The following is a 26,716-nucleotide window of genomic DNA, read 5'->3' on the forward strand; positions in this document are numbered from 1 at the left end:
ATGATGATAGAGGTGGTGAGATAACCGGAGATCACGAAGAAGATATCCACGCCGATAAAACCGGACGGGAATAAAGTCAGCCCTGCGTGAAATATCAGCACGAGCAGCACAGCGACAGCCCGCAGGCCATCGATGTCGGCCCGGTATCGAAGACCTGCGCTGTGCGATTCACAGCTGGCGGCCCCCAAGGACCGCGAGGCGTCGAATGCCTCCTTGTTATCGAACGCGTTAAACATCGCGCGCAATGGCTTGCGCACAAAATCGATGGGCCGATTGAACATTGACTATCCTTGGCAGACTTATTCGAGCGAGCGACCATTAGGTGCGGCTGCGTAAGCACGGTTCCATAGAACGGCAAAGTATAGAGATTTTCTTACAACGGCTCTGATCGGCTTCGACCTGCCCGCTCTTTCGCAGAGGGTGCGTGAAAAATCAGGACTGAATCGGTTTGCGTCCTGACACAAATTGGCTCACATCGTAGATCCCCGGTGTCGAGGCATGCCCCGGTGTCACCAGCGATCAATAAATGCTTTGTCTTCGGCTGTGATCTTCACCGCCTGCGCGAGCGAATAGGCGTCCCACTGCTGTTCAGTGCGCGGGCCGATGATCGTCGAGGTCACCGCACTGTTGTTCAGCACCCAGGCAATCGCAAACTCGACCATGCCGACGCCGTGCTGCTCGGTGTACTGCTGAATCTACTGAGCAATGCGCAGCGACTCCACACGCCATTCCGTTTCGAGAATGCGCTTGTCCTGACGCCCCGCGCGGCTGTTGGCGTCCCGTGACACATCGGGTGTGTACTTGCCGCTGAGTACGCCGCGAGCCAAGGGGCTGTAAGGCCACGCCAAGGCCGTAGGTTTGCGCGGCGGTGATCTGCTCGGTCTCGGCCTGGCGGTTGACGATGTTGATCAGCGGCTGGCTGATTCCAAGGCGATCAACGCCGAGCTTGTCGGCGATGCGAGTCACCTCGGCGATCCGCCAGCCGCGATAGTTCGACAGGCCCCAGTAGCGAATCTTGCCCTGGCGAGTGAGATCGCCAATCGCCGAGACACTGACTTCCAGCGGCGTGTTGTGGTCTTCGTGGTGGAGGTAATAGATATCGACGTAGTCAGTGCCTAGCCGCGTGAGGCTGGCTTCGAGCCCGTTGAGAATATGTTTGCGGCTCAGACCGCTGCGGTTCGGCACACCGTCTACTGGGCCGAAACCGACCTTGGTCGCTAGCACTCATTCGTGGCGATGGCGGGCGATCGCTCCGCCGACGATTTCTTCGGAACGGCCATTGGTGTAGACGTCGGCGGTGTCGATGAAATTGATGCCTTGATTCCAGGCCTTGTCGATGATGCGCAGCGAGTCTTCGGCGCTGGTCTGCTCGCCGAACATCATCGTGCCGAGGGCGAGCGTGGAAACCTGCAAGCCCGAGTGGCCCAGTGTGCGGAGGCTCATACCGAAATCCTTTTGTCGGTGGGAAGGGGTTAATCAAAAACCAGAAGCGTGCGAAGCGGCAAAATGATTTGTCGCACGGGCACACAAAAAACCCGGCAGCAAGTGCAGCCTGTAACCATTCATCGGCACTGTCAGATCTGACAGTAGGCAGCAGCAGGGCCGCTATGGCCTGATCGAGATCGTCGGAGTGGGTCAAAAATGGCCAATATCACGCGCCCGATAAGGAGCGATTATGACCTTTCAACATGTCGATCAAGATGAATCATCTTTGGCTCTCTATCCACCACAACTTCCTGACAGCAACAAATCAGTGGCTGGCGCGGATTGTGGTGTTGCAATAGCGTTCTATGATCTTAAGCCAAATGGCGCCAAGGTCATTGTGGACTCTTATATCGGTCAAGCGCCGCTGGACACTGTCCAGCTCAATTTGAACGACGAGGAGAACATCGCCAGTAACCAGACGCAATCCACGGATGATTCGGTGGTGCTTTATATACCCAAAAACAAGCTGCGGTCGGATCCCGGCTATCTCAACAAGCTGACGTACACAGTCATTCGAAGTAGCAGTAACAAGGGCACTTCGGAACCACCGTTAACGATTTTATACAACGCCATTCGGCCCGGCATGGTCGACGAGATCGAGAATGACGAAGGGCACTCCGAACTTGAACTTGAGTTGCCTCAAGACGTGATTGACGACGGCATCGATGCTGAACGGGCAGCGCAGGGGGTGCAGGTTTACTTCTCCTACCCTTACTGCCGGGCCTACGACAGCATTCTGCTCAACTGTAACGGGCATGATGTATTGCGCGATGTACAACCGGACGAGGCTCCCTTATCACCTACCAGCGTTCCAACCCGGCTCGGTCTGTTGCTCGATAAAGCCGATTTCGAGGCTGCAGGCGATCATCCTCGATTTTCTTTCGCCTATACGGTTCGCGACCAAATTGGCAATGGTGCCGATTTGAGTTCGCCATGGTCGGCAACGATTCACGCCGTTGTCGACCTTGAGGGCACACGTATGGCCGCTCCCGATATTGCCGAAGATCCGGATGATCCGGATGACGCGCCGGACACCATTGACCTGAACAAACTGGGTTCCAAGGATCTGACCATTCAGGTGCATGTACTGGAACCTCTCTGGGCCATCAACGACATTGTCCGAGTGAAATACACAGCCACACCAAAAAGCGGGCCCGTTGTCGCCCATACAGTTGACCAGCCTGTCAGCAGGCTTCCTTTTGTGCACAGGTTGATGATTCCCAATGTCAAGGTCATCGGTGACAGTGCAGTCGCTGTACTGTACGAGCAAGTGCGTGGAGGAACCGTTAATGCAAGTTCGAAAAATAGGCGAGCACTAGTGATTGTGAAGCCCGTCATTCTGGCGGTGAAAAATTCATCCGGAGCGGACGTGCAGAACGGCGGCACGGTTTCGGACAATAAAGTGGTGTTGTCGGGGTCTGCGCTGTCGGGGATGGTGTTGCAGCTTTTTGATGGCGAGCGGTTCATTGAGGAGATTCAAACCGGAGCGAACTATAAGTGGCAGAGCAAGCTGCTACCGATTGCAGTGGGGCAGCACAGCTTTACTGTGAAGGAAAAAACCGGGAACCAATTTGAGTCGGACACCTGGCGGTTTGAACGATTAGTGCTGAGCATTAACCGGACGCAGATGAAGCTGGCTGGATTTTCGGTGAAGGTACCGCAGTGGCCGAAAACCGGGGAGGACTCGATCGGCAATACGGATATTCGCATACCGTCGGGTGGGGTTCCGCCGTATGACTATGCATCTTCGGATCCGTTGACTGCACCGGTGACTGAGGCAGGTAAGGTGACGGGGCTCAAGCAGGGTGTCGCGACGATATATGTTACAGATCGGGAGGGCGAGACAGTCAGTTACCTGGTGGCTGTTACGAATGTTTTTAGGTTGCAGATCAGCGACCAGACGCTAGGTCATGTTGAGGCGGAGGCTTGGAGGAATTCATTAGGTGGACGGCACACTTATGACACAGGCTTTCGAAACGATATTCTTCTAGTTTACTCGCCTCCGATTCGGACATCACACGTTTGGACATGTGCCACCTTTGGCCGATTTGGGGGGTTTATGTCCTCTGTTTATGAATTCCGAGCCACGAACGGATCTCCTCTATTTTTAGCATGGTGTCTTGTACCTATTTGAATGAGCTGCTGTTTGATGATCGGCCCCCCTTTCCCCCTCGCCCCGTGGGGGAGAGGCAGATGAGGGTGAAAAAATCTACAGGACACCACGAAACCAAGCCGAACCCCCAAATAGAAAACGGCCCTGAAAAGGCCGTTCTTGATCACGCCAAAAGCTTAAACCCGCAACGCCCGCGTCATCCGCAACGCCAGCAGACTCCCGCCAACGATCACCGCCGCCAGCACATACAACGCCGCATCCGTCGAGCCAGTACTGTCCTTGACCCAACCAACCAGGTACGGACTGAGGAACCCCGCCATCTGCCCCATCGAGTTGATCAACGCCAGCCCACCAGCCGCGGCGCCTGCGCTCAGCATCGCCGTGGGCACCGGCCAGAACATTGGCAGGCCAGTCAGTGCGCCCATGGTCGCGATGGTCAGACCGAGAATCGCAATCGCCGGATTCGCTGCGAAATTCACCGCGATCACCAGCCCGACAGCGCCCATCAGCATCGGCACCACCAAGTGCCAGCGGCGTTCCTTGCGCAAGTCCGCCGAGCGCCCGACCGCCAACATGAACACCGCCGCCAGCAGATACGGAATCGCACTCAGCCAGCCGATCACCAGGTTATCGCTGAAGCCGAGGTTCTTGATGATTGACGGCAGCCAGAAGTTGATCGCGTAAACGCCGCTTTGAATGCAGAAGTAGATCAGGCCGAACGCCCAGATCGCCGGATTCTTGAACACCGCGAGCAGCGAGTCGGTGGCGGTTTTCGGTTTGTTGGCGAGGTCTTCGGCGTGGTCGGCTTCGAGCACCGAACGTTCGTGGGCGGTCAGCCATTTGGCATTGGCGAAGCTGTCGCTCAACAGGAAATACGCCAGCGCACCGAGGATCACGGTGGGAATGCCTTGCAGCAGAAACATCCATTGCCAGCCGGCCAGGCCACCTTGGCCAGCGGCGAAGTGGTTGAGGATCCAGCCGGAAAACGGGCTGCCGAGCAGACCGGAGACCGGGATTGCCGACATGAACAGCGCCATGATCCGGCCACGGCGGAAGGTCGGGAACCACTGCGAGAGATACAGCACAACGCCCGGGAAGAAACCGGCCTCAGCGGCACCGGTGAAAAAGCGCAGGGTGTAGAACTCGGTCGGGGTGGTGACGAACAACAGGCAGGTCGACAGCGTGCCCCAGGTGATCATCATCAAGGCAATCCAGCGGCGTGGACCGAAACGGGTCAGTGCCAGGTTGCTCGGCACACCGCACAGCACGTAGCCGATGAAGAAAATCCCGGCGCCGAGGCCGTACACGGTCTCGCTGAATTTCAGGGCATCGAGCATCTGCAGTTTGGCGAAGCCGACGTTGACCCGGTCGAGGTAGTTGAACAGGTAGCAGATGAAAATGAAGGGAATCAAACGCAGGGTGATGCGTTTGTAGACGGCGTTTTTACCGTCGTCGATGGTCTGGGTAGCTGCGGCGCTCTGCGACATAGCGGCTCTCTCTTTATTATGATTTTTTGCGATGCAAAGGGTAACGTTGATCGCCCTGAGAGTCTCGGCCACCTTTGGCCGGATTGTCTTTGTGCCTGAGCACAGGGTTTGCCGCCAGACCCTGTGCGGCTGAACAACCGCTAGTGCCTGAAATGAAGGATTGCCGCCGCTATGTTCGAACTCGATCACGACCTCGCTCAGGATATCGTCGACCGGGCCATGGCCATTTTGCCGTACAACGTCAACGTCATGGACAGTCAGGGCCTGATCCTCGGCAGCGGTGAACCGGAGCGCATCAACACCCGTCATGAGGGCGCGCAACTGGTGCTGGCCAACGGGCGCGTAGTGGAAATCGATGCGCAGACGGCGGTGCACCTCAAAGGCGTGCAGCCGGGTATCAATCTGCCGCTGCTGCTCGATCAGCGCTTGATCGGCGTACTCGGCATCACCGGGGAGCCGGAGCAACTGCGCACTTACGCCGAACTGGTGCGCATGACCGCGGAAATGCTCGTCGGCCAGCGCAATCAGCAGGCCGAGCAACAGTGGCGACGGCAGCGTTGCGATGATCTGCTGGCGTTGCTGTTGAGCGAGGCGGGGGATTCGCCGCGCCTGGTCGATGAGGCGCAACAGTTGGGGCTCAAGCCGCAACTGACGCGGGTGCCTTATCTGTTTGAACTGGGGCTTGAGCACGGCCCGGGGCAAACCGTCGAGGCACTGAGTGCGTGGCTGACCTCGCGTTACCCCGACAGTTGGTGCGTGAGTTCGGCGAAGTCTTCGCTGTTGTGGTGTCGCCCGGCGAGCCAGCAAGTGGAGCATGACCGCCTGCTGGAAAAACTCGATGGCCTCGGCTGGAAGATTCTGCGCATCGCCGTCGGCGGGCAGGCGGAGGGGCTCGCCGGGTTGCGTCGCTGTTATCGGCGGGTCGGCGACTTGCTGGCGTATGGTCGTGACGTGTTGCCGAATTCGAGACTGCTGACGCTCAATCGTTATCGCTTGCCGGTCATGCTGTGGCGTCACCGCAACGATGATGCGCTGGACGAGTTGCTCAAACCGCTGCGCAAGGTCATCGCCAAGGACAGCAACGGCCAGTTGCTGGCGACCCTGCGCACTTGGTGCGAGCACGACGGGCAGAGCCAGGCCTGCGCCGACGCGCTGGGCATTCATCGCAACAGCCTGCGTTATCGCATGGAACGGATTGCCGAACTGAGTGGCGTTGATCCGTTGAAGCTGGACGGGATGCTGGCGTTGTACCTGGGGGTGCAGCTGTTGCCGCAGACTGATCCATTGACATGAGTTGTCCTTGCGGCCGCCATCGCTGGCAAGCCAGCTCCCACAGGTTAGGAGGCGTTCATAACTTCCATATCCACCGCAGAACCCTGTGGGAGCTGGCTTGCCAGCGATGAGGCCGGTACAACCAACACATATCTTTTGTGGAAATGAACAATAAACGCCGACGCCACTTGTGCAGCCGACCGGCGTCAAGGCGCAGGCCGACTGGCAGCATGAACGCCACTGCAACCGGAGAATTCCCATGAAGATCGTCATCGCCCCCGACTCGTTCAAGGACAGCCTGAGTGCCCAAGGCGTTGCCGAAGCCATTGCCCTCGGACTGGCCCAGGTCTGGCCGCAGGCGACGCTGATCAAATGCCCGATGGCCGATGGCGGCGAAGGCACGGTCGAGTCGATTCTCGCAGCCTGCGAAGGTGAATTGCGCCGCACCCGTGTGCGCGGTCCACTGGGCGCGCCGGTCGATGCTGCCTGGGGCTGGCTGCCGCACAACCACACCGCGATCATCGAAATGGCCGAGGCCAGTGGACTGCAATTGGTCCCACCGGGGCAGCGCGATGCGTGCATCAGCAGCACTTTTGGTACCGGTGAGTTGATTCGTGCAGCGCTGGACGCCGGCGCGCAGCGGGTTATTCTGGCAATTGGCGGCAGTGCGACCAATGACGGCGGTGCCGGGGCGATGCAGGCGTTGGGCGTGAAGTTACTGGATGGGCAAAATCAGCCGTTGGTGCCCGGTGGCCTGGCCTTGGCGCAACTGGCGCGGCTGGATCTGAATGGACTTGATCCGCGTCTGGCCAATGTGCGTTTCGACATCGCCGCTGATGTTAACAATCCGCTCTGCGGCCCCCACGGCGCGTCGGCCATTTTCGGCCCGCAGAAGGGCGCATCGCCCGCGCAGGTTGAGCAGCTCGACCACGCGCTGGGGCACTTCGCCGAGCTTTGCGCGCAAGCATTGGGCAAAGACGTGCGCGATGAACCGGGCAGCGGTGCGGCGGGTGGTCTGGGATTTGCCGCCAAGGCTTTTCTCGGCGCGCAGTTTCAGGCTGGCGTCGAGGTGGTGGCGGAACTGGTCGGGCTCGCTGACGCGGTCAAAGGTGCGGATCTGGTGATTACCGGCGAAGGCCGCTTCGATGCGCAGACCCTGCGCGGCAAAACGCCGTTCGGTGTCGCGCGAGTTGCCAAACAATACGCCGTGCCGGTGATTGTGATTGCCGGGACCTTGGGCGAGGGCTATCAGGCGCTCTATCAGCACGGCATCGACGCCGCGTTCGCCGTGACCAGCGGACCGATGACTCTGGAACAGGCCTGCGCCGAAGCACCTCGACTGCTGGGTGAACGCGCTACCGATATTGCTCGGGTCTGGCAACTCGCCTCAGTCTGAAAAATATTTACCGCAGACCCGAAACCTTCCTCAAGCCTGGCCGATACAACGGTCAGGCGCACACAAAACCACAACTCAGTGCCGCCGGACTGTCGCCCGCTATGGGCCAGTGCTCACGGCATGGACGCTCGCAGTTTCTTTCTTTCGAGAGTCCGACCATGTCCCTGCGTAATCTGAACATCGCGCCCCGTGCTTTCCTCGGTTTTGCCTTTATCGCCTTGCTGGTGATTGTCCTCGGCGTGTTCGCCGTCAGCCGCATGACGGTCATTCGTCAGGCGTCGGTCGACATGGACACCAACCAGTTGCCAAGCGTGACCCACCTCAGTGTGGTCACGGAAAACGTCCTGCGCATGCGCATTCTCTCGTTCCGCGTACTGGTCAATCGCGAACCGGCCAGCCTGCAAGAGGCAGAAACCCGCATCGCGGTGTTGGTCGACAAGGTGCGCAAAGCTCAGGCCAGCTACGCTGCGTTGCCGGCAGACCCTGAAGAGCGCGCGGTCTTCCAGACGTTTTCGACGACGCTCGATAATTACCTGCAAGCGCAGAATCAGATGATCGAGCTATCGCGCAAGGGCGATCTGGAAGCGATGCGCGCGTTGATCAACACGCGCATCAAGGAGGGCACCGATCAGATGGGCGAGCAGCTCAACAAGCTGATCGGCATGAATACCGCCGGGGCCAAAGCGGCAGCCACTAAAGCCGGTGAAAACTACGACAGCGCCATCACCGGGATCATCATCGTTGCCGTGATCGCCGCTTTGGCCACCGTGCTACTCGCCTGGTTGCTGACCCGCAGCATCGTCACGCCGCTCAACCGCGCCGTGCACGCTGCGCAAACCATTGCCGGCGGCGACCTGAGCAAAGCCATTGAAGTCGACGGCAAGGACGAACCGGCGCGCCTGCTCGAAGCCTTGGCCGCGATGCAGACCAACCTGCGCAAAACCATCGAGCAGATCGCCGGTTCCGCCACGCAACTGGGCGCCGCTGCCGAGGAACTTAGCGCTGTCACCGAAGAAGCCTCCCGTGGCTTGCAGCAGCAAAACAACGAAATCGAACAGGCCGCCACTGCCGTCAACGAAATGACCGCTGCGGTGGAAGAAGTGGCGCGCAACGCCGTGTCGACTTCCGAGGCCTCCAATCAGTCGACCCACGCCGCCCGCGAAGGTCGCGATCAAGTGGTGAAGACCGTCGACGCGATCCAGACCATGACTCATGACGTGCAGAACACCGCGCAGATGATCGAAGGCCTCGCGGCACAAGGGCGTGACATCGGCAAGGTGCTGGACGTGATTCGGGCGATCGCCGAGCAGACCAACCTGCTGGCACTCAACGCTGCCATTGAAGCTGCGCGTGCCGGCGAGGCTGGCCGTGGTTTTGCCGTGGTGGCTGACGAAGTGCGCGCCTTGGCCCATCGCACCGCGCAGTCGACTCAGGAAATCGAAAAAATGGTCGCCGGCATCCAGAACGGCACCGGTGAAGCGGTTTCGTCGATGCAACAAAGCAATCAGCGCACCCAGTCCACGTTGGAAATGGCCCGCGCGGCCGGCGTGGCGCTGGAGCAGATCACTCAATCGATTCACCAGATCAACGAACGCAACCTGGTCATCGCCAGCGCGTCGGAAGAGCAGGCGCAGGTCTCGCGCGAAGTCGATCGCAATCTGGTCAACATCCGCGACCTCGCCACGCAATCGGCCGCCGGCGCCAACCAGACCAGCGCCGCGACCCACGAATTGTCGCGACTGGCAGTGGATTTGAACGCCATGGTGGCGCGTTTCGTGATTTGAGATACGGTGAAGGCTGGAAACCGCGCTAACAGGAGACGTACATGCGCTATTCAGCCTTGACCCAACGAATCGCCGGGGAGGGTGCCGCTGCCTGGCAGATTCACGACCGAGCGCTGGAACTGCGCGCCGAGGGCGTCGACGTTTTGTTGTTGAGCGTCGGCGATCCGGATTTCGATACGCCGTTGCCGATCGTCCATGGCGCGATCGACAGTCTGCTGGCCGGTGATACTCATTATGCCGACGTACGTGGTCGGTTCGAGCTGCGCAGGCTGATTGCCGAGCGTCATCGCCAGCGCAGTGGTCACCGCGTTGATCCTGATCAGGTGATTGTCTTGCCAGGCGCGCAATGCGCGGTGTATTCGGTGGCGCAATGTCTGCTGGATCCGGGTGACGAAGTGATCGTCGCCGAGCCGATGTACGTCACCTACGAAGGTGTGTTTGGCGCCTGCGGTGCCAAGGTAATTGCGGTGCCGGTGCGCCCGGAAAACGGTTTCCGCGTCGACCCGGCCGATGTCGCCGCGCGCATTACCCCGCGAACTCGCGCCATGTTGCTCAACAGCCCGAACAATCCCAGCGGCGCGAGTCTGCCCTTGCCGATCTGGCAGGAACTGGCGGCGCTGTGCATTCGCCATGACTTGTGGCTGATCAGCGATGAGGTGTACAGCGAGCTTTTATACGAAGGCGAGCACATCAGCCCGGCGAGCCTGCCGGGCATGGCCGAGCGCACTGCGACGATCAACAGTCTGTCGAAATCCCATGCGATGACCGGTTGGCGCATCGGCTGGATGATCGGCCCGAAACCCTTGGCCGAGCATCTGGTGAATCTGTCGCTGAGCATGCTCTTCGGTCTGCCGGATTTCGTACAGAAGGCCGCACAAGTGGCGCTGCAAAGCGATCTGCCGGAAGTCACGCAGATGCGCGAGGAGTATCGCTTGCGCCGCGATCTGGTTTGCGAACGTTTGTACGGTTGCCCTGGGTTGCAGCCGATTTGCCCGGATGGCGGCATGTTTGTGATGGTCGATGTGCGCCAGACTGGGCTTGGCGCTCAGGCATTTGCCGAGCGATTGCTGGAGGGTTATGGCGTGTCGGTACTGGCCGGCGAAGCGTTCGGGCCGAGTGCGGCGGGGCACATTCGTATCGGGCTGGTGGTGGATCGGGTCAAACTGGCGGATGCCTGCGCGCGGATTGCGTTGTGTGCGGTGCAGCTATTACAGGCGCGCAGTGCCTGAGGGGCTTGCATTGCCTGCCCCGGGCTGCATTCCCACGCTGAGCGTGGGAACGATCAGTACGCAGAGCGTGGGAACGATCAGTTTAGAGGATTCACCAGATTCACCGGCCGCTGCCCATTCAACGCCGCCAACAGATTCTCCACCGCACAGCGCGCCATCGCTTCACGCGTCTCGTGGGTCGCCGAGCCCATGTGCGGCGTCGCCACCACATTGCTCAACTGCAACAACGGCGAGTCATGATTCAACGGCTCGCGCTCGAACACATCCAGCCCCGCCGCGCGAATGCGCTTGTTGCGCAACGCCTCGATCATCGCCGCCTCATCAACCACCTTACCCCGCGAGATATTGATGAAGATGCTCTCCGGCCGCATCAGCGCAAACTGCTCGGCGCCGATCAAGCGTTCGGTCTGCGCCGTCAGTGGCAAGGTCAGGCAAATGAAGTCGGCCTGCTGGAGCAACTCTTCAAGGCTGCGATATTGCGCGTCGAAACGCTCCTCGACCGCCGGTTTGCGCGACTGGCTGTGGTAGATCACCGGCATGCCGAAACCGAAATGTCCGCGCTGGGCCAAGGCTTCGCCAATGCGGCCCATGCCGATGATGCCCAGCGTTTTGCCATGCACATCGGTGCCGAAATGCGCCGGGCCGATGTTGCGGCTCCATTGCCCGCCACGCACCATGTTGGCCAGTTCGACCACGCGCCGGGCAGCGGCGAGGATCAGGGCGAAACCAGTGTCGGCGGTGGTTTCGGTGAGCACATCCGGAGTGTTGGTCAAGAGGATCTGGCGCCGGCTCAGATACTCGATGTCGTAGTTGTCGACACCCACCGAGACGCTGGCAATCGCCTCCAGTTGCGGCGCCAGATCCAGCAGCGCCGCATCGAGTTTCAGGCTGGCGCCGAGCAAACCGTGGGCGCGGGGCAGGGCGTCGCGCAGCTGCATGAGGCCGTCGGCGTCGAGGCTTTCGATCAGCGTCACGTCAAACTGCTCTTGCAGGCGCGCCATCAGCGCGGGCGACAGTTTCTTGTACAACACGACCTGTTTTTTCATGGCAGAAAGTCCTTTCAGGAATGCGCCGGCACACGCGGTGTGGCGGCTGCTTTGGCGACGACGCGATCACTGGCGCCGGGCTTGAGGAAAATGGTCAACACCACCGACAACAGCAACGCGCCGCTCATCAACAGGTACGAGGCACCGGGCGAACCGGTGGAGCTGTTCAGATAGCCCACCAGATACGAACCGCCGAACGAGCCGAGCGCGCCCATGCTGTTGATCAGCGCCATGGCGCCACCGGCAACGTTGGCCGGCAGGATCTCCGGAACGATGGCGAAAAACGGCCCGTACGGCGCGTACATACAGGCGCCGGCAATCACCAGCAGCGTGTACGACCACCAGAAATGTTCGGCGCCCAAGGCGTAAGAGCCATAAAACGCAATCGAAGCGATCAGCAGCGGCGGCCAGACGAAGCGTTTGCGCTTCTGCAACTTGTCCGAACCCCACGACACCGCGAGCATGCCGATGACCGCCGCCAGATACGGCAGCGCCGACAGCCAGCCAGCCTCGATCATGTCCATCTGCGCGCCGGCCTTGAGGATCGACGGCAGCCACAACACGAAACCGTAAACGCCGATGCTCCAGCAGAAAAACTGCAGCGCGAGAATGATCACCTTTGGCGAACGGAAAGCCTCGGCGTAGTTCTTCACAGCCTTGATGCCGACCTGCTCTGCGGCGAGGGCGCTTTCCAGATCGTGTTTTTCCTGGTCGTTGAGCCACTTGGCCTGAGCCGGGCGATCATCGGCCAGACGCCACCAGATAAACGCCCACAACACCGCCGGCAGACCTTCGATGATGAACATCCAGCGCCAGCTGAAATGCTGCACCAGATAACCGGAGACCACCGACATCCACAGCATCGTCACCGGGTTGCCGAGGATCAGAAAAGTATTGGCCCGCGAGCGTTCGGCGCGGGTGAACCAGTGGCAGAGATAGACCAGCATTGCGGGCATCACCGCCGCTTCGACCACGCCGAGCATGAAGCGAATGACGATCAGCCAATAGGCGTTGGATACCACGCCAGTCAGCGTGGCGAGCCCGCCCCAGAGAATCAGGCTGACGAAAATCAGCTTCTTCACGCTGTGCTTTTGCGCGTAGATCGCGCCGGGTACCTGGAAGAAAAAGTAGCCGAGAAAGAAAAGCGCGCCGAGCAGCGAGGACAGGCCCGGTGTGATCATCAGGTCTTCAGCCATCCCCGATGCGGCAGCGAAACCGTAGTTGGCGCGGTCAAGATAGGCCAGGCTGTAAGTGATGAACACAATCGGCATGATGTACCACCAGCGGCGGGCGGCGAGGGTTGCAGTTTTCATCGGAGTGACTCCTGAGCTTGTTGTTTTTGTCGCAGCAGGTTCAAAAATTTGCGTTGCCTAGGCAGGCCTCTTCGCGAGCAGGCTCGCTGCCACAGGGGATTGCATTCCAAATGTGGGAGCGAGCCTGCTCGCGAAGGCGGATTCAAATTCAACCGATAATTCCTGGCGGGTTGGGAGGCCCTCCATATCCCCACGACTCTGCACCGCACGACTGCCAATCCAGTTCGCCCGCTGCACTGCCTCGGCAAAACTCTGGTGCTCGAGCAGGGCACTGATCATCCCCACCGCGAAGCCATCGCCCGCGCCCACGGTATCGACCACGTTGGTCACCGGCACGCCAGCGACAAAACCCTGATCCAGCTGCGTGCGGTAATAAGCGCCTTCTGGCCCGAGCTTGATCGCCACCGCTTCGGCGCCCTGATTCAGGTAAAACGCAGCGATGTCAGCCGGGTCATCGAAGCCGGTGAGCAAGCGGCCCTCGCTTAACCCCGGCAACACCCAATGGGCGAGGGCGGCGAGGCGGTTGATCTCGCGGATCATCTCGCTTTCGCTGGCCCACAGGCTTGGGCGCAGATTCGGGTCGAATGACACGCTGCGCCCGGCAGCGCGCATCCGGGTCATCAGTTCGAAGGACATTTCCCGAGTGGAAGCTGACAGCGCCGGCGGAATACCAGTGGCGTGGAGATGGCGGGCGCTCAGCAGGTTGTCGCTGATGGAATGCGGCGACAGATGACTGGCCGCCGAGCCACGGCGGAAATATTCGACCTGCGGGTCGCTGCCGTCGTCGTTGCGTGATTTGAACTGGAAGCCGGTCGGGTGCTGTTCGTCGACTTCGACGTGGCTGCAATCCAGACCTTCCTTGATCAGCGTCTCAACCACAAAGCGCCCGAGCGAATCGTTACCGACCCGGCTCAGCCACGCGACGTTGAACCCCAAGCGCGACAAGCCGATCGCGACGTTGCTGTCGGCCCCGGCAATACGTTTGTGAAACCGCTCGACCTTGGCCAGATCGCCAGTCTGCTCAGCGACCAGCATTGCCATGGTTTCACCGAAGGAAAGAATATCGATCTCAGACATGAGCTGGCTCCAGGCGCGATTGACCAAGGCGGGCGAGGGCGGCGACGTGTTCGCGGGTCAGCTGCACCAGGTCATCGCCTTGCAGCGGGTATTCAGCGGCGCGCATAACGCCTTGGTCCATGTGCCGCAGCAGTTGTTCCCACAGATGCAGGTCGCTGATGGCCGGCGGTACCGCGACCAGTTTGCCGTCGGCGCGGCGCGCAACGGCTTTGCAATGCACGTAACCGACATGACGACCAAGCGCGCGGGCGGCGCTGGCAGCGGACTGGTCCTGCCAGTGCCAGTTGCCAATATCGAAAGTCATCTTGATCGGCAAGTTGTGCTGCTCGACGGCGGCGAAGAAACGCTGGAACGGCTCGATTCGCCCGCCGTGCAAGGTCTGGTCGTTCTCCACCAGCAGTTGCACCGGGCTCTGCTTGAGTCGCTCGGCCAGGGCCTGCAAATCAGAGTTGTCAGTGAAATAGCCGAGCGACACCTTCAGCCATTTCGAACCGAATGCCTGCGCCTGTTGCAGCGCGGTAATCAATTCGGGATTGGGTTGCGCTTGCCCTGCCAGCCACAGTTCGGTGGGCGACGAATAGATGCTTTGCAGGCCCTGGGCCTGAGTCGCTTGAGCCAGTTGCGCAGGGTTTTCGCGGGTCAGCAACTCTTCGCGCCACTCGATGCGATTGGCGCCGGCTGCCGCGAGTACCTCGATAAAAGAATCCTGGCCTCGCTGGCGCACAAGCTCTGCACCGTAGCTGGACAGACTGATGGAAACGGCTGGTTTATTCATTGTTATTGACCTCTGAAACCGGTTTCATTTTTGTTCAAAAAAATATTAGGTGGTTCTGTGGTGTCCTTCCGGACATCTTAGCGAGCAGACGCCGCCAATCCCTCGGGTCGACCCCCGCTCAACCAGCACCGGTGCAAAATCCACCACCCGCGCCACCTCGTCATCCCCACGCAAGCGCTTGAGCAAACACTCGAATGCTCGCGCGCCAATCTCTTGTGTCGGCTGCGCCAGCGCGGTAATCCCGCTGCCCACCAACGGATACCAATCCAGATCATCCAGAGCGATCAGCCCGACGTCTTCAAACAAACGCACACCCAGTGCGCGCACTGCATGAGTCGCCGCCAGCGCTGCAACGCCATTGGCGCAAAACAGCGCTTTCGGGCCATTACCGGGTGTGTTTAAAAAGGTTTGAAGTTGCGCGTTCAGATCATCACCAGTCTCAACCACCGCACCGGTCAATCCTGAGCGCTGCGCGATCCGTGCCTGAAAACTGCTGACCCGCTCGATTCGCGAACTGGTGCCGTCAAACGGTTCAGTGACCAGCAAAAGATCGCGATATCCGCGCTGCTCCAGATGCGTCAGCGCCATCTCCACAGCTTGCGGGTTGTTCAGCCCGACCATATCGCTGTCGAGCCCCTCAACCTTGCGATCCACCAACACCATCGGCATCTCGCGTCGCAACTCGAGTAGTTCGTCCCGGTGATGGCCCAGCGTATTCACGATCAGCCCTTCGATGTTGTACGAGCGCAACAGCGCCAGATGCTGGCGCTCCTGCTCGTCATCGCGGTCGGTGTTGCACACCACCAGGCTGTAGCCGTGCGCACGGCAGGCGGTTTCCACCCCGTGCATTACAGCAATCGAATAAGGGTTACGGATATCGGCCACGAGCATGCCGATCAGGCGGGTTCGCCCGCGTTTGAGACCGCGGGCCATTTGGTTGGGGCGATAACCGAGTTCGTCGATGGCGTGCTCGATGCGTAGGGCGATGGCATCGGAGAGCAGAGCGCGGTCGTCGCCGATGAAACGCGAGACGCTGGCCTTGGACACGCCAGCGTGTTCGGCAACGTCGAGCATGGTCACGCGGCTGCGTTGGGCGGCGGAAAAATCATTCAATTGGTTAGACCTTGTTTTTGGAATATCGCGTTTTCACGGCACCAATGCTGTTGAAACCGGTTTCAGCAGACACTATCCGACCTGATGCCGTCAACCTTACAAATGCAGCTGAAGCAGTTACGAGAAAATGGTTTTCCGACAGACGGTCGACTTACCTGTCAGATCTGACAGTAGGCATCTTTCCAATACGGGAGCTTAATTTCTTTCAGGCCAAGATGACCAGCCAGTGAGAAATTCCATGCCGATCGAAACGCCAATTACCTCAAGCAATTCATCGAATCCCGGTGTGCTTCTGAGCCTGCCAAGGGTCGAAGGCGTCGATCCGCTTGACCCGGCCGGAACATTGCCGCCGGACGCAAAACAGGTGGGCATCGTTTGTATTATTGACCGCTGGCCGAATTTTCCTGTTTCAGGCGTGCGTAAAGACCGTGTTGAAATTTTCATCGTCGGCAACCCTGATTACATCGCATTTGCCGAATATGGGGCTGCGGACGATGCGCCAGAGTTTCGTATTCCAGTGATTCCCGAGAAACTTCCGGATGTGGCTACGTTTGAGCTTTTGTACACGGTACGTGCGATCAACCCTACTACGTCGCCTTCACGACGTCTGACTTTTGCGATAGTTGCGCCGCCGCAACGTTTGAAGGAAGTTGCTTTTCCCGATGCGGATGGTTGGGGGTATATCGGATGTTACAAGAACCATCCCGATGATCCGGAAGCCTTGTTTATCTGGGAAGGGGTACGTATCGAGATTCCTTTCGATGACTTGTTTCAGCGTACGGATGTCCTCAGCCTGGATTGGCAGGCATGGGATTCTTTAAACGGGTCGGGAAACCCTTTGACACAGGTGTTTAACTTTACCGAGGTTGTGACAGATGTTGTGTCTAAGGAGCCGGTCAAGATCGTAATCAAGCCATTTGCTTCACATATAGAACCCATGGAGGAAAACGATTCGGCCACAGTGAGTTACCAGCTATTGCGCAACGGGGTACCCATCTTTCGCTCGTTTACCGGGCTGGTGAAGGTAGACAGGAAAATTCCGGGAAAAAGCAAGTATTGCTCGGATTCAAGTTGGATGAAGTGATCAGGGCGTAACAGTAGCGGCGATATTACGACTGCAGTTGGCGACGTCCGCCATTGTCGAAGATGCATGGATCAAAAAACATTTTCTACGCAATGGAGAAGGCACATGACAAGTATTCAAGCAGCGGACTCAAGCACACAAGCGGGAAATCTGGTCGCACCTACCCCGGAACTGCCAGACGGGCGCGGTGCAAACAAGGACATTATTCCGATAGCTGCGATTCCAGTGGGCGCCCCGCTGACACTTATGGTCAAGACCAATGTGTGGTTGAACCCCCACAATGGGGATCAGATTGCCCTTGATGTCACGCGAACCCAACCTCCGGCCAATCCGTTGCCGACAGATTTCACGCGGCTGCCCCGGGTAAGGCTGGGTGACGTGGCCAGCCGTCCTGTAGATTTTCCGATTACTGTGCCTACCGGATATCTGGGTGAGAATGCAACCCCGGACGGACCGACGCCGATCTGGGTTCGTAGCGTTCTGTATGAGCGGGGGCTCAACCCGCTGACCGGTCCTGTGATGCAGTTTTTTATTGACCGTACTGGTGCCTGGCAAGCGAAACCTGCACAAACAGGTACAAATCCGGGGCAGACCCCTGGCGCCAGGACAATTCCGCCAGCTACGTTTCCAAATGCCCCCGGCGATCTGGATGACACATGGGCGAGTCAGCCAGGTAACGAAGCGGGATTGCAGGTAGAAATTGATACAAGCTACGCCAACGTTCAGCCGGATGACACGTTGACCCTGTACGTGGCAGGTACACGTACCAACCCTCCGCAGGTGCCCCCTTTTTTCAGCGGACCGATGCCCACCGGTGGCAAGCTGTCCATCCCGACTGCAGAGCTACGCAAGGTAACGAGCGGACGGGCGTTCATCTGGTTCATCATTACTGACGCTGCTGGCAACCAGAGCGCATGGGGCGTGTATTTCAAAAACGTACGCTTTCTGCCCCTTCCTAAACTGGGGGTCATTACCGTCCCGGCAAACGAAGATGGTCTGATCGATTTGAAAGATGCACGTGCAGGTGTGAAGGTAAAAGTCAGCCGGTTGGTAGATACAATCGGCACCGACGGAGTGAGCCTGACATACGGCACTCAACCAGCCCAGGATCTGCAATTCAACGCACTCACGGAGCTGGAGTTCACCATTCCTTGGTCAAGTCTGAGCAAACAATACTTTGATAACCAGACGGGTACGAATTTCGAGTTGGACGTGGACGTCAAAGCTGACTTGATGCGCGGAGGTTTATCCATCGACGATGGAACAACGACTGTAAAAACAGATTTCTCGACGCATCCACCTTATACAGTCGACCCGACGAACCCGCCCCCTGAGGTTAATCCCGAATTCCGCAAGCTGATCGTCCGCGGACAGGCCCCTGTCACGGATAACGTGCTCGGCCCTCATGATGTCGATCAGACAGCCAAGGCTCACATCGATGTATCGCCTGTCACAGCCGGAACGACATTCCCCGATCCCGAACCGGGCGATCTGGTCACTCTGAAGTATCTCGGGAATCAAGGCGAAATTATTGTTAATTCAATTGCAATGGATGCATCGAATATCAACACGGTCGTTCAGATAGATTTGCCGTATAGCGTTGTCGGTCCGGGTGGCATTGGACCCAAACAAGCTTGGTGGACATATGAAAACCCGGCTCGAAATAATTCTCAAGATTCGGAAAAAGAGACGGTGACTGTCAATACAGTAGTTATTGTCCTCGATAAACCGGAATTTCAACGTCCACCGACCGATGGCACCGAGTACCCAAACATTATCTGCGAGAGCTTGGCGGGGAAGGATCACGTTGCAAAGTTCATGATCAAGCCCAATGATCATTTCACCGATGGGATGGACATTACATTCAATTGGCAAGGTTGGCATGACGATGCTTATACAGTAGATGCGCCGGCCGATACCGTGTTTAGTGATACACGTGCTATTACTTTGGCAGAACTAACGGCAGGGATGATCTGGGAAGTGCCGTATACACCTTTTATTCGCAAACTTCCTCGTCCTCCTGCTGACACTCCTGATCCAAGCGATTTTTATGCGGGCTATGTGAAAATCTGGTACTCCACACCGACTGTGTCTTCATCGGAAGTTGAAGAAATGGTTGTTTACTTGCTCAACGGCGACTTCCTGTACTGCGAGTCGGAACCGGGCTGGGATCCCGCGCCTGCTCCTTAATCGGCAATCGGTGTTACTGCATTGCCGGGAGAGCCAGCCTCTTCCGGCAACGAATTTCATTGGCGGTGTAAGAAATATCTCGAAATGTCGCGGGTGGGCGATTAAGCCCACCTACTAAGAGGAGTAGTCCTACAGAGAAAGTCCGGAGTAGCAGGTATTCTCCAGCGCCGTCTACAACGGTCGTCTGATGGAGCATGTATGCCTGAACCGTCTTTCTTCCGTCCCGATAAAATCAACGAGAAGTGAACATGACGTTAGAAAAATGCTTGGGACCGACAGTTTTAAAACTCACTGGCACGCTCTCTTGCGCAGCATTGCTGATTGCAATATCCGAGACGGCCTTTTCCCGAAATCTCAATCCTGGCGAAGTCGAAACCGTATCCGTCGGTGCTACGCCAGAAGCCTGGTTCATCCCTGCCACGGCCACGCTCAACCTCAATGGTGGTGACGCGCTTGACATTGTTGTCGGCGGTGGGACGTTAAACGCGATTTTCGCCAACACTTCACAGATTGAAGCCTCAAATGCCTTCGTGACTCTGGACGGAGCGACGGTGACCGGTAGCAATTTCGACACTGCGCTGAGTTTGACCGACAGCTCGGCAGTTGTATCCGGCAGTACGCTGTCCAGCGATGGCAGAGCAATGTTGCTTGCGCGCGACTTGAACATACCCGTTGGCTCAACGGCGACCGTCACTGGCAGTACGCTGACAGGCGGTTTTTCGGGTGCAGCGGTGACTTCCCTCAGTACCTTGAATCTGGTGGACAGCCGGGTTGAAGGGACTGACGCAGATGGTGTTGGCCTCGAACTTTACGGCGGCAACGCCAATATCAGTGCAGCCAGCGAGGTGATCGGAGAACTGGACGGGATCATATTTGGCGAGGATACCGTCCTGAACCCGAGCGATGTCACCGCACAGAGTGTACTGAAGGTTGATGGGTCAACCGTGCAAGGCCGCACCGGCGCAGCGATCAAAGTCGATTTTGCGACGCCAGACGATCAACCGGTATTGATCGAGATAGCTAACCGTTCGAACCTGATTGGCGGCAACGGTAATATCCTCGAAGTCATTGATGGCGCAGCAGCGCGCTTTCAGATCGACGACAGCCAGTTGACCGGCAATGTAGAGGTTGCTGACGGCGGGACCGCCGCGGTTTTCTTGCAAAACAGTGCCAGCCTTGACGGCAATTTGATCAACGTCGATTCTGTTTCGCTCGATACCCGAAGCATACTCACCGGTAACATTCAGGGCTCCGGGACTGGCGTCGTGATGCTGGACAACGACTCGATCCTGCACGGTTCGGTTACTGGCTTCAGCGATATGTCCATCGGGCGTGGCGCTGAATGGAACCTGGTTGGCAGCAATTCGTTATCGAATCTCGAAATGCAGGGCGGGAACGTGAGATTCGGCACGCCCGCCGAGTTCGTCCGCCTGGACGTTGCCAACTTGTCAGGCAACGGCCGGTTTTTTTTGGATGCTGACGTGTCCACCGGTGAAACGGACTTTCTCAATGTCACGGAATCAGCCAGTGGCCGGCACGAGCTGGTAGTCGGTGCAAGCGCCAGCGAACCTGTCACCGGTGCACCGGTTCAAGTGGCTAACATCGCTGGCGGGGATGCTCAGTTCGATCTGAGAAACGGTCAGGTTGATCGTGGTGCTTTGGCGTACAAACTGGTGCGAGAGGGCGAAGGTATATTCCTGCGAACTGATGGGACAACGCCGAGCACCGGTACACAAACGGCATTGGCCATCGCCGGTACAGCTCCTACGGTTATCTATTCGGAAATGACCACTCTCAATACCCGCCTCGGCGACCGTCGCATGGCCGGCACTCAGCCCCGATCGCAATCGGTTGCTGCACTGGACTCAGATAATCAGAACGCGACCACCGGCCTGTGGATACGGACTCATGCCAATCAGTACAACGTCAAGAATGCCTACGGCGATGGTTACAAACAAAATCAGACTGGCGTCTCATTGGGAGTGGATACGCCACTACCGATGGGTGATGGCCAATGGTTGATTGGGGTTTTTGGTGGATACAGCACCACTCGCCTTGACCTGGCCCGTGGCAGCGCGGGCACGATCAATAGCACCTATGGCGGGATGTATTTGTCGTGGTACGACGAAATGACCGGGTACTACGTGGATACCGTTGGCAAAATCAACCGTTTCAGTAATGACGTCAAAGTCACCTTGAGCGATGACACTCGAACAAAGGGTGACTTCGATAATCTCGGGATCAGTGGGACCGTCGAAGTGGGTAAGCATATTGTCTTGAACAGAGGTTACTTCATCGAGCCCTCTGCCCAGTTTGGTGTAGCGACTGTGAAAGGCAAAGACTACAAGTTGGACAATGGACTGCAGGTCGACAGCAACGAGACCCGCTCATTACTCGGCAAGGTCGGAATGACAGTTGGCCGCGAGGTGGTGCTGAACAATGGCGGAAAATTGCAACCCAGGCTACACGCGGCGGTAAGTCATGAATTCGTCAACAACAATCGTGTCAGCGTGAATGACACTGGATTCAACAACGATTTGTCCAGCACCAACCTCGAGCTGACCGGTGGCCTCAACTGGGTGCCGGCCAACAACAAATGGCAGGCATATGGCGAGCTAGGAACCAGCAGGGGCAGCAAAGCTGACCAGGAGCTAGGAGGGAGTCTTGGGCTGAGCTTCAGTTTCTGACTGCATCAACATAAAAAAAGGAAGCCTCGCAGCTTCCTTTTTTCCGTAGTCAGTAAGTGCTTTTTCTTTTGCTCAGGTCGGCGTCAACGACAAACTCCCCAGTGATCGGGAACTCTTCGTTGCCATTCTCTCCACCATGGTCGTAGGTACCGGACCAAGTGCCACTCAGTGTTTTTTCAATGTCGTCATATTTCAATGTCAGGCTCCCGCTCACAGAGACATGCAGGTCGCCCGTCGCGGGATTGGAATAGTAAGTGCTTCTGACATCATCGCTATCTTTGGACAGGTCATAGCTCAAAGATTGGGGTTTGAAAGGGAACACGAACTCAAGCGTACGCGTCACACCATCCTTGGTGTGTCCAGCTGTCAAAACGTAACGCAAGCCTTCCGGGTAGGGCTTCGGCCCGAAGGAAGGCACAGAGGTAGATCGAAACTCCATAAATTGAGGGACTTTGACAAACCTGTAGCGTGGATTGGCATCGCCGTTGATCGTGGCTGACAAAAAGGTCTGCGCTGTATCCGGCAAGATCGTACTGTAGGCTCGGGCTGCATAGCTCATGAGTTATATCTCCATACGATATGGTTGGGGACATCCAAAGACTGACCCGTCCTACTTCTGGATGTTGTATGGAAGCCTGAATACAGTGCGCCTGTAAACTGTCAGTGTTGACAGTTTACAGGCGCACTTTTTTGTGTGCTTTGAACTGCAAGAACATGCCGTGTTTTTTTTCAGCCGAACAACCCTGCTGCAATGTTGATCGAGAACCCGAGGATCGCCGTATTGAACACAAATCCGATCAACGACTGCGCCAGCACAATCTTTCGAATATCCCGCGTTGCAACGCCCACGTCCGAAGTTTGCACAGCCACGCCGATGGTGAACGAGAAGTACAGAAAGTCCCAGTAATTAGGCGTGGTCAGTCCCTCAGCAAAACGCAGTGCCGGCTCCTTGCCGTTCCAGGTGTAAAACAACCGCGCGTAGTGCACGCAGAAAATTACCCCGATCAGCAGCCATGAGCCGATTACCGTCAGCGCTGTGAAGCCGTAGTGCATTAGTTTGTGTGAGGTTTCCAGATCCCTGCTACCGGCCAGTTCGAAGGTGATGGTGGCGAGACTGGCCAGCGCGGCGATACACACCACGAAAAGCACCAGCCCGGCGTTTTCATCCTCGATCTCGGCGATGCGGCGCACATCCGGGGCCTTGGCGCGTATGGTCAGCCAGAACATCAGGATCAGGTAAGTCCACACGCCGGTGTTCCAGCCGATAAGAATCTTGCTCGCGATGGAGTCGGCGGGGACCAGCAGGCCGGTGGCGAGGCCGAGCGCGGCGGCAGCGGAAAGGCGAGGGTGGGTACGGGCGAGGAAGGGCATGGGGACTCGGTGGGCAAGTGGGTAATGACACCTTAGCCCAGCGATGAGAGGTGTGACTACAATGCTGTCTGTATGCAGATCTCTGTGGGAGCGAGCCTGCTCGCGAAGGCGTCCGATCAGTCAATATCAGCTTTGAATGTACCGACGCATTCGCGCCTAGGCTCGCTCCCACAGTTTGGATCAGTGTTGCTTGGTGAATCGTTGTACGAGCTTCATGACCACGACGAAGAACACCGGCACGAAGATCACCGCCAGCGTCGCGGTGATCATCCCGCCGATTACACCAGTACCGATTGCTTGCTGGCTCGCTGAGCTGGCGCCGGTGGCGATGGCCAAGGGCACCACGCCAAGAATGAACGCCAGCGATGTCATCACGATCGGCCGCAGGCGCAAACGCGCTGCCTGCAACGTTGCATCGATGAGATCGTGACCCTCGTCATACAGGCTCTTGGCGAACTCGATGATCAGGATCGCGTTCTTTGCTGACAGGCCGATGATGGTAATCAGGCCAACCTTGAAGAACACGTCGTTAGGCATCCCGCGCATTGTCACCGCCAGCACCGCGCCGAGCACACCCAGCGGTACCACGAGCAATACCGAAGTCGGAATCGACCAGCTCTCGTACAGCGCCGCCAGACACAGGAACACCACCAGCAGCGACAAGCCGAGCAGAATCGGCGCCTGATTGCCGGACAGGCGTTCCTGCAATGACAGACCAGTCCATTCCTGGCCCAGCCCTTTGGGCCCCAGCGCTACCAGTCGCTCGATTTCCTCCATGGCCTCACCGGTGCTGCGCCCCGCCGACGGTTCTCCAGAGATGGCAATCGCCGGATAGCCGTTGTACCGGGTCAATTGCGCCGGCCCCTGAATCCAGTCGGCCTGGACGAATGCCGACAGCGGCACCATGTTTCCGGCGTTGTTGCGCACGTGCATTTTCAGCAAGTCGTCCACCTGACTGCGCTGATCACCTTCGGCTTGCACAACCACGCGCTGCATGCGGCCCTGATTGGGGAAGTCATTGATGTAGCTCGAACCCACGGCAGTGGACAACACGTTGCCGATGTCGGCGAACGAAACGCCCAAGGCATTCGCCTGCTTGCGGTCGACGATCAGTTGCACTTGCGGCGCTTCGGCCAGCGCGCTTTCACGCACGTTCATCAGTACCGGGCTTTTCTCGGCGGCGGCGAGCAGTTCCGTACGCGCCTGCATCAACGTCGCATGGCCCAGTCCACCGCGATCCTGCAAACGGAACTCGAAACCGCTGGACGTGCCGAGACCATCGACCGGCGGCGGCAGCACCGAGAACGCCATGGCGTCCTTGATCTGGCTCAGGGCTGCGTTGGCGCGGTCAGCGATCGAGCTGGCGGCATCATCACTGCCACGTTCCGACCAATCCTTGAGCGTTGAAAACGCCAGCGCCGCATTCTGCCCGCTACCGGAGAAGCTGAAACCGAGAATCACCACACTGTCACTGATCCCCGGCTCACCGGCGTTATGCGCTTCAAGCTGCTCGGCCACTTGAACCGTGCGGTTCTTGGTCGCGCCGGGCGGCAGCTGGATGTCGGTGATGGTGTAGCCCTGATCCTCTGTCGGCAGAAACGAGGAGGGCAGACGCGCGAAGCAAATGCCCAGACCTACAAGCAGGACGACGTAGACCAACAAGTAGCGACCGGTGCGCTTCAGCGCATAGCCAACCCAACCTTGATAGCGGTCGGTCAATTGCTCAAAGCGACGATTGAACCAGCCGAAAAATCCGGACTTCTCGTGATGCTCACCCTTGGCGACTGGCTTGAGCAATGTTGCGCACAGTGCCGGGGTCAACGTCAGGGCGAGGAACGCGGAGAACAGAATCGAGGTGGCCATCGACAGCGAGAATTGCTGATAGATCACCCCAACCGACCCCTGCATGAAGGCCATGGGAATAAACACCGCGACCAGTACCAGAGTGATGCCGATAATCGCCCCGGTGATCTGCGTCATCGCCTTGCGCGTGGCTTCCTTGGGCGACAAGCCCTCGCTGGCCATGATCCGTTCGACGTTCTCCACCACGACGATGGCATCGTCCACCAGGATGCCGATGGCCAGCACCATGCCGAACATGGTCAGCACGTTGATCGAGAAGCCCAGCGCCAGCATGGTCGCAAACGTGCCCATCAGCGCCACCGGCACCACCAGCGTTGGGATCAGCGTATAGCGCACGTTCTGCAGGAACAGGAACATCACCGCAAACACCAGCAGCATCGCTTCGCCAAGGGTGTAGATCACTTTGGTGATCGAGACTTTGACGAAGGGCGACGTGTCGTACGGGATTTTGTATTCAACGCCGGCCGGGAAATAGCGCGCCAACTCATCCATCTTCGCCCGCACCAGCGTCGCGGTGTTCAGCGCGTTGGCGCCCGGAGAGAGCTGCACGCCGACGGCAGTGGACGGCTTGCCGTTCAGGCGCGTGCCGAACTGATATTCCTGGCTGCCGATTTCGACGCGCGCGACATCGCCGATGCGCACCGTGGAGCCGTCGCGGTTGGCCTTGAGCACGATGTCGGCGAATTCCTGCGGCGTCGACAACTGGCCCTTGACCAGAATCGTCGCAGTGATCTCCTGCGTCGAAGGTGACGGCAGATCACCGATGCTGCCGGCGGAAACCTGGGCGTTCTGCGCGACGATGGCTTCGTTGACATCGGCCGGCGTCAGGTTGAAGGCGATCAGCTTCTGCGGATCGATCCAGATTCGCATCGCCCGTTCGGCGCCGTACAACTGCGCCTTGCCGACACCGTCCAGCCGCTTGATCTCGTTCATCACGTTGCGCGCCAGATAATCGCTGAGCGCCACGTCATCGAGCTTGCCGTCGCTGGAGGTCAGGGTGATCAGCAAGAGGAAGCCGGACGAGACCTTCTCCACCTGCAAACCCTGCTGATTGACCGCTTGCGGCAGGCGCGACTCGACCACCTTGAGACGGTTCTGCACGTCAACCTGCGCCAGTTCCGGGTTGGTACCCGGCTGGAACGTGGCCTTGATCGTCGCGCTACCGAGGCTGCTCTGCGATTCGAAATAGAGCAGGTGATCGGCGCCGTTGAGTTCCTCCTCGATCAGGCTGACCACGCTTTCATCGACGGTCTGCGCCGAGGCGCCGGGGTAGACGGCGTAGATTTCGATCTGCGGCGGTGCGACGTCGGGGTATTGCGCGACCGGTAACTGCGGGATGGCCAGCGCACCAGCCAACAGGATGAACAGGGCGACCACCCAAGCGAACACCGGGCGGTCGATAAAGAACTGCGGCATATGAAAGCGTCCTGC

The 26,716-nt window shown here is 58.3% G+C and carries 19 protein-coding genes and 1 pseudogene; 8 read left to right on the forward strand and 12 right to left on the reverse strand.

Annotation, left to right across the window (positions count from 1 at the left end; translation table 11 throughout):
- From ACMYUN_RS00005 to ACMYUN_RS00015, 3 genes and pseudogenes are all read right to left on the reverse strand, one after another.
- A partial coding sequence (locus ACMYUN_RS00005; RefSeq protein ID WP_415762327.1) for an acyltransferase family protein occupies positions 1-281 on the reverse strand: 281 nt, incomplete at its 3' end.
- Between the two features lie 228 nt (positions 282-509).
- Positions 510-662: a hypothetical protein gene (locus ACMYUN_RS00010; protein ID WP_415762329.1), complete on the reverse strand. Its 153-nt coding sequence runs from the start codon at positions 660-662 to the stop codon at positions 510-512.
- A pseudogene (locus ACMYUN_RS00015) lies at positions 589-1,443 on the reverse strand (aldo/keto reductase). The gene ACMYUN_RS00010 and the pseudogene ACMYUN_RS00015 overlap by 74 nt, the downstream one beginning before the upstream one ends.
- A gap of 232 nt (positions 1,444-1,675) precedes the next feature.
- Between ACMYUN_RS00015 and ACMYUN_RS00020 the strand changes: the two are divergent.
- Positions 1,676-3,619, forward strand: coding sequence for a hypothetical protein (locus tag ACMYUN_RS00020; protein ID WP_415762330.1), 1,944 nt, complete (start codon positions 1,676-1,678; stop codon positions 3,617-3,619).
- 155 nt (positions 3,620-3,774) lie between these two features.
- On the opposite strand, the gene ACMYUN_RS00025 is transcribed toward ACMYUN_RS00020, so the two are convergent.
- A complete protein-coding gene (locus tag ACMYUN_RS00025) occupies positions 3,775-5,085 on the reverse strand; it encodes an MFS transporter (RefSeq protein ID WP_415762332.1) in 1,311 nt (436 codons plus the stop codon).
- A gap of 171 nt (positions 5,086-5,256) precedes the next feature.
- Between ACMYUN_RS00025 and ACMYUN_RS00030 the strand changes: the two genes are divergently transcribed.
- The 4 genes from ACMYUN_RS00030 (at position 5,257) to ACMYUN_RS00045 (ending at position 10,766) form a co-directional block, all read left to right on the forward strand.
- Positions 5,257-6,378, forward strand: a complete 1,122-nt coding sequence (locus ACMYUN_RS00030) for a sugar diacid recognition domain-containing protein (RefSeq protein WP_129999432.1) — start codon at positions 5,257-5,259, stop codon at positions 6,376-6,378.
- A 238-nt stretch (positions 6,379-6,616) separates the two neighbouring features.
- The gene (locus ACMYUN_RS00035) at positions 6,617-7,753 is read left to right on the forward strand and encodes a glycerate kinase (RefSeq protein ID WP_415762334.1); all 1,137 of its coding nucleotides are present in this window, start codon (positions 6,617-6,619) and stop codon (positions 7,751-7,753) included.
- A 158-nt stretch (positions 7,754-7,911) separates the two neighbouring features.
- Positions 7,912-9,537: a methyl-accepting chemotaxis protein gene (locus ACMYUN_RS00040; RefSeq protein WP_415762335.1), complete on the forward strand. Its 1,626-nt coding sequence runs from the start codon at positions 7,912-7,914 to the stop codon at positions 9,535-9,537.
- A gap of 41 nt (positions 9,538-9,578) precedes the next feature.
- Entirely contained in the window at positions 9,579-10,766 is a 1,188-nt protein-coding gene (locus ACMYUN_RS00045; RefSeq protein WP_415762336.1) for a pyridoxal phosphate-dependent aminotransferase, read from the forward strand.
- Between the two features lie 77 nt (positions 10,767-10,843).
- On the opposite strand, the gene ACMYUN_RS00050 is transcribed toward ACMYUN_RS00045, so the two are convergent.
- From ACMYUN_RS00050 to ACMYUN_RS00070, 5 genes are read right to left on the reverse strand one after another with little or no spacing between them, the layout of a single operon-like run.
- Positions 10,844-11,812 (reverse strand): 2-hydroxyacid dehydrogenase, encoded by a 969-nt coding sequence (locus ACMYUN_RS00050; protein ID WP_415762337.1) that lies wholly within the window; start codon positions 11,810-11,812, stop codon positions 10,844-10,846.
- A 14-nt stretch (positions 11,813-11,826) separates the two neighbouring features.
- Positions 11,827-13,125 (reverse strand): MFS transporter, encoded by a 1,299-nt coding sequence (locus tag ACMYUN_RS00055; protein ID WP_415762338.1) that lies wholly within the window; start codon positions 13,123-13,125, stop codon positions 11,827-11,829.
- 57 nt (positions 13,126-13,182) lie between these two features.
- Positions 13,183-14,202 (reverse strand): sugar kinase, encoded by a 1,020-nt coding sequence (locus tag ACMYUN_RS00060; RefSeq protein WP_415762339.1) that lies wholly within the window; start codon positions 14,200-14,202, stop codon positions 13,183-13,185.
- Positions 14,195-14,977 (reverse strand): sugar phosphate isomerase/epimerase family protein, encoded by a 783-nt coding sequence (locus tag ACMYUN_RS00065; RefSeq protein ID WP_415762341.1) that lies wholly within the window; start codon positions 14,975-14,977, stop codon positions 14,195-14,197. Before ACMYUN_RS00065 ends, ACMYUN_RS00060 begins: the two co-directional genes overlap by 8 nt.
- Before the next feature lie 45 nt (positions 14,978-15,022).
- Positions 15,023-16,090, reverse strand: coding sequence for a LacI family DNA-binding transcriptional regulator (locus ACMYUN_RS00070; RefSeq protein WP_415762343.1), 1,068 nt, complete (start codon positions 16,088-16,090; stop codon positions 15,023-15,025).
- Positions 16,091-16,328: 238 nt separating this feature from the next.
- Here ACMYUN_RS00070 and ACMYUN_RS00075 point away from each other — a divergent pair, with 238 nt between their 5' ends.
- The 3 genes from ACMYUN_RS00075 (at position 16,329) to ACMYUN_RS00085 (ending at position 22,051) form a co-directional block, all read left to right on the forward strand.
- A complete protein-coding gene (locus ACMYUN_RS00075; RefSeq protein WP_415762344.1) occupies positions 16,329-17,174 on the forward strand; it encodes a hypothetical protein in 846 nt (281 codons plus the stop codon).
- Between the two features lie 105 nt (positions 17,175-17,279).
- Positions 17,280-19,364 (forward strand): hypothetical protein, encoded by a 2,085-nt coding sequence (locus ACMYUN_RS00080; protein ID WP_415762345.1) that lies wholly within the window; start codon positions 17,280-17,282, stop codon positions 19,362-19,364.
- Positions 19,365-19,612: 248 nt separating this feature from the next.
- The gene (locus ACMYUN_RS00085; RefSeq protein ID WP_415762347.1) at positions 19,613-22,051 is read left to right on the forward strand and encodes an autotransporter outer membrane beta-barrel domain-containing protein; all 2,439 of its coding nucleotides are present in this window, start codon (positions 19,613-19,615) and stop codon (positions 22,049-22,051) included.
- A gap of 49 nt (positions 22,052-22,100) precedes the next feature.
- Here the strand turns inward: ACMYUN_RS00085 and ACMYUN_RS00090 are convergent, their stop codons facing one another.
- The 3 genes from ACMYUN_RS00090 to ACMYUN_RS00100 form a co-directional block, all read right to left on the reverse strand.
- Positions 22,101-22,610 carry a hypothetical protein gene (locus ACMYUN_RS00090; protein ID WP_415762348.1) on the reverse strand — a complete coding sequence of 170 codons (510 nt, stop codon included), beginning with the start codon at positions 22,608-22,610 and terminating at the stop codon, positions 22,101-22,103.
- Positions 22,611-22,780: 170 nt separating this feature from the next.
- Positions 22,781-23,422, reverse strand: a complete 642-nt coding sequence (locus ACMYUN_RS00095) for a DUF1345 domain-containing protein (protein ID WP_415762349.1) — start codon at positions 23,420-23,422, stop codon at positions 22,781-22,783.
- A gap of 180 nt (positions 23,423-23,602) precedes the next feature.
- Positions 23,603-26,701 carry a multidrug efflux RND transporter permease subunit gene (locus ACMYUN_RS00100; RefSeq protein ID WP_415762351.1) on the reverse strand — a complete coding sequence of 1,033 codons (3,099 nt, stop codon included), beginning with the start codon at positions 26,699-26,701 and terminating at the stop codon, positions 23,603-23,605.
- Positions 26,702-26,716: the final 15 nt, after the last annotated feature.

Origin of the sequence: Pseudomonas sp. CP4 (assembly GCF_047758505.1) — a bacterium.
Taxonomy (GTDB): domain Bacteria; phylum Pseudomonadota; class Gammaproteobacteria; order Pseudomonadales; family Pseudomonadaceae; genus Aquipseudomonas; species Aquipseudomonas fluorescens_AO.

What these genes read in the sequence shown, in the direction of transcription:
- ACMYUN_RS00010 (WP_415762329.1), bottom strand. Translation starts at nt 662, where the DNA reads ATGGTCGAGTTTGCGATTGCCTGGGTGCTGAACAACAGTGCGGTGACC.
- ACMYUN_RS00065 (WP_415762341.1), bottom strand. Translation starts at nt 14,977, where the DNA reads ATGAATAAACCAGCCGTTTCCATCAGTCTGTCCAGCTACGGTGCAGAG.
- ACMYUN_RS00050 (WP_415762337.1), bottom strand. Translation starts at nt 11,812, where the DNA reads ATGAAAAAACAGGTCGTGTTGTACAAGAAACTGTCGCCCGCGCTGATG.
- ACMYUN_RS00080 (WP_415762345.1), top strand. Translation starts at nt 17,280, where the DNA reads ATGACAAGTATTCAAGCAGCGGACTCAAGCACACAAGCGGGAAATCTG.
- ACMYUN_RS00030 (WP_129999432.1), top strand. Translation starts at nt 5,257, where the DNA reads ATGTTCGAACTCGATCACGACCTCGCTCAGGATATCGTCGACCGGGCC.
- ACMYUN_RS00040 (WP_415762335.1), top strand. Translation starts at nt 7,912, where the DNA reads ATGTCCCTGCGTAATCTGAACATCGCGCCCCGTGCTTTCCTCGGTTTT.
- ACMYUN_RS00090 (WP_415762348.1), bottom strand. Translation starts at nt 22,610, where the DNA reads ATGAGCTATGCAGCCCGAGCCTACAGTACGATCTTGCCGGATACAGCG.
- ACMYUN_RS00060 (WP_415762339.1), bottom strand. Translation starts at nt 14,202, where the DNA reads ATGTCTGAGATCGATATTCTTTCCTTCGGTGAAACCATGGCAATGCTG.
- ACMYUN_RS00035 (WP_415762334.1), top strand. Translation starts at nt 6,617, where the DNA reads ATGAAGATCGTCATCGCCCCCGACTCGTTCAAGGACAGCCTGAGTGCC.
- ACMYUN_RS00025 (WP_415762332.1), bottom strand. Translation starts at nt 5,085, where the DNA reads ATGTCGCAGAGCGCCGCAGCTACCCAGACCATCGACGACGGTAAAAAC.
- ACMYUN_RS00055 (WP_415762338.1), bottom strand. Translation starts at nt 13,125, where the DNA reads ATGAAAACTGCAACCCTCGCCGCCCGCCGCTGGTGGTACATCATGCCG.
- ACMYUN_RS00075 (WP_415762344.1), top strand. Translation starts at nt 16,329, where the DNA reads ATGCCGATCGAAACGCCAATTACCTCAAGCAATTCATCGAATCCCGGT.
- ACMYUN_RS00045 (WP_415762336.1), top strand. Translation starts at nt 9,579, where the DNA reads ATGCGCTATTCAGCCTTGACCCAACGAATCGCCGGGGAGGGTGCCGCT.
- ACMYUN_RS00100 (WP_415762351.1), bottom strand. Translation starts at nt 26,701, where the DNA reads ATGCCGCAGTTCTTTATCGACCGCCCGGTGTTCGCTTGGGTGGTCGCC.
- ACMYUN_RS00020 (WP_415762330.1), top strand. Translation starts at nt 1,676, where the DNA reads ATGACCTTTCAACATGTCGATCAAGATGAATCATCTTTGGCTCTCTAT.
- ACMYUN_RS00085 (WP_415762347.1), top strand. Translation starts at nt 19,613, where the DNA reads ATGACGTTAGAAAAATGCTTGGGACCGACAGTTTTAAAACTCACTGGC.
- ACMYUN_RS00095 (WP_415762349.1), bottom strand. Translation starts at nt 23,422, where the DNA reads ATGCCCTTCCTCGCCCGTACCCACCCTCGCCTTTCCGCTGCCGCCGCG.